The sequence below is a fragment of the Acetobacter cerevisiae genome (genome assembly GCF_001580535.1).
GTDB lineage: Bacteria > Pseudomonadota > Alphaproteobacteria > Acetobacterales > Acetobacteraceae > Acetobacter > Acetobacter cerevisiae.
In genome coordinates this window covers 1-2754 of record NZ_LHZA01000053.1, presented here as the reverse complement: position 1 = coordinate 2754, position 2754 = coordinate 1, and the positions used below count along the sequence as shown (strand labels likewise).

Sequence of the window (2754 nt, the reverse complement as noted above, 5' to 3'; positions counted from 1 at the left end):
ACCCTGAGCAGGTGGCAAAGCGTATCAGTCAGACCATTCAGCAGCATTATGACCCCGCCATTCAGAGCGCCACAGTTGCCCGTACAGCAACCAGACAGGCCAAGGCAGACAGGGAGAGCCTGAAACAGCTTCAGACCCGTCTCGGGCCTTTTGTGAAGGTTCTGAGGGACATTCCGACCCAATACCGGGAGAAGGTTATCGAGGGCTGCGTAAAACTGGCCCAACAACTACGCCAGAAACTCCAAGATCAGGCGATTGAGGCTCAACGGGAACGAGCCAGAGAAATCGGCCGAAATCGCTCACGGGAAAATAGTCGGGGGCGGGGCCGCTGAACGTCCCATTCGCTCCCCCTTCCTGAGCAAATCCCTTCTTACCCGGTTCTCTGATGTCACACGTTAAGCCGTGCTGAATCGCCCCCCTTCTTGGCGTCAAAACCGCAGTTTTCCACCGAAAAAAGAGAGAGACCATAGAGAGAGATTTTATCTTATTTATATCTAGGGTTTGGCTGATTGTCGTTTTTCGTTGGAGAACCGCCAAAAACGGCTTGCCATTAGGTCGCACCACGTGCGACCATAAAGTCGCACAGTGTGCGACCTATTCGGCACTCATACAGAGGTTTCCCACATGCGGAACGTGACCCGTCTCAAGACCCAAAAAGATCGGCTTCGTGAAGATCAGGCCGAACAGGTTCGCCAAGCCCTTCTACCATTTTTTGACAATCCCGATTTTGACCACGATGCCCTTGGCCGGGTCATGGTTACCGTTCAACGCATTACTACCCCAGCCCCCGGAACAACGGAGCCGTTTGTTATGATCCGTCCCGCACAGAACCGTGCTGTCACCCTGTGGCTGATGAAGAACAGTAAGCGCCCTATGAAGGCCGTGGACGTCTGGACGCTCCTGTTCGATCACCTGTTCCCACATACCGGCCAGATCATGCTGACCCGCGAAGAAATCGCTGAAAAAGTCGGAATCAGGGTCAACGAAGTCACAGCCATTATGAATGAGCTGGTGAAGTTCGGCGCGATATTCTCAGAGCGTGAAAAGGTAGCAGGTATGCGTGGGCCGGGCCTCGTCCGCTACTACATGAACCGGCATGTGGCCGAGGTTGGCAGCCGTGCCACGCAAGAAGAATTAGCCTTAATTCCTAAGCCGGGGGCAAAGTTGGAAGTCGTTCAGGGCGGGAAATCATAACCGCGCATGGAATATATTTCTCGTGCACGGCATTGATTTTTCATGCGTAAGATATACATTTCTTATTCAAGCAATATTTTGGATGTATAGAAATGGCAGTTTTCCGCGAAAATGAAGCAATAGACCGTGGTTTTGAGGCAGCAAAACGTATCCTAATTCCCCACGAAGGAACCATTGAAGAGAGAAACGAAGCTCTCCGCGTTTTAGAAAATTTAGTTTCTGAGTTGGGGCCTGTCGTAGAGGGTTACCCCGTATGGCATCCATTCTTGACGATGCAAAAAAGCACCGGACCTCAGGATGTGCCTAATCGTGATTGTGGTTATGAAGGTCTGGACCATACAGTCTTTTTCACAAATGGCTTTGTAACATGTCCATATAACGGGGTCGAAAAAGTAACTACTTCTGTAGAAAAAATTTCTAGAAACATTGTGGGTGTCGCTAGTTTATCAACAGAAATTATTGATGCTCCATTATACAGCAAAAACACAGATACTATTGTCGTTCGTTGCATATGGAATGATGATTTAGATTCTGGAAGATTTATATCTAAAAGAACTGCGATTGGTCTCATGCTCGACCATGAAATTCCCCACTGGCATCGTTCCGAAGTTGCTGAAACTTGGGAGAGGATGAGTGGATATCTTCTTGGTCACCCTCATGGTGCCCGTTCGTCTCTTTTCGTTAGCCAAGAAACAGGAATGGCTATGAAAAAAGTTTGGACGGTTCTCAGTGAGAGCGGCGTTTTTGGTCCATTTCTCGAAAACACGATGAGGAAGCAATCCTAGCATCAATCATCGTAGGGAAGGGTCGAGGGATGGGGGCTTGCCCCCGCCCCGCTTACGACAATTTGCTTGCAAATTGTGTAGTAAGTCCACCTTTTGAAGAAAGGGGGCTGAAACACCATGCCAAAATTCGCCATTCTTCGGGTTCAGAAACTCAAATCGTCCAAGTCCGTCAGGGCGTCCATGAAGCACGCCTACCGAGAGCAGGAGACGCCAAACGCTGACGCCACGAGAACGCCAGACAATGACCTGATCGGGCCTCAGAACGTCAAACAAGGCATGGCCGCGTTCGAGAAGGCGCTCCCTGAGAAAATCCGCAAGAACGCCGTCCAGTGCATCGAATACCTGGTCACGTCCTCACCTGGCGCGTTCGACAACCGGAACGCTGACCAGGAGGCGTATCTGAACGAGGCGTTGCGCTGGATTCAGGAGCGGCACGGCAAGGACAACGTAATCGCTGCCATCATTCACCGGGACGAAAAAACGCCGCACCTGTCGGCCTACGTGGTGCCAAAAGACCCCGATACAGGCCGCCTGAATTGCCGCCGGTTCCTCGGGGGTGCCAAAGCACTGAACGAGATGCAGACCGACTTTGCGCGAGTTGTAGGGCGCCCTGTCGGACTGGAACGCGGCATCGAGGGAAGCAAGGCCACCCATACCAAGCTGAAAACCTACTACGGGGCGCTGGAACGGGACGCACCCGAGCACAAAAACCTGACTGCCGCAGACCTAGCACCACAAGTGCTCAAGAAGGGAATTATCCTCAGCGCCAAGGAAA

Annotated in this window: 4 protein-coding genes; all 4 read left to right on the top strand. The window is 51.6% G+C overall.

Features of this window, described 5'->3' with window-relative positions; translation table 11 throughout:
• On the top strand, positions 1 to 332 hold a 332-nt coding region (locus AD928_RS14895), incomplete at its 5' end, for a hypothetical protein (RefSeq protein WP_209436623.1).
• Between the two features lie 292 nt (positions 333 to 624).
• Entirely contained in the window at positions 625 to 1194 is a 570-nt protein-coding gene (locus AD928_RS00445) for a hypothetical protein (RefSeq protein WP_061487125.1), read from the top strand.
• A gap of 92 nt (positions 1195 to 1286) precedes the next feature.
• Positions 1287 to 1979, top strand: coding sequence for a hypothetical protein (locus AD928_RS14600; protein WP_156470014.1), 693 nt, complete (start codon positions 1287 to 1289; stop codon positions 1977 to 1979).
• 117 nt (positions 1980 to 2096) lie between these two features.
• Positions 2097 to 2754 (top strand): MobV family relaxase (gene mobV / locus AD928_RS00440; RefSeq protein ID WP_209436622.1); only part of this gene is annotated, 658 nt, incomplete at its 3' end.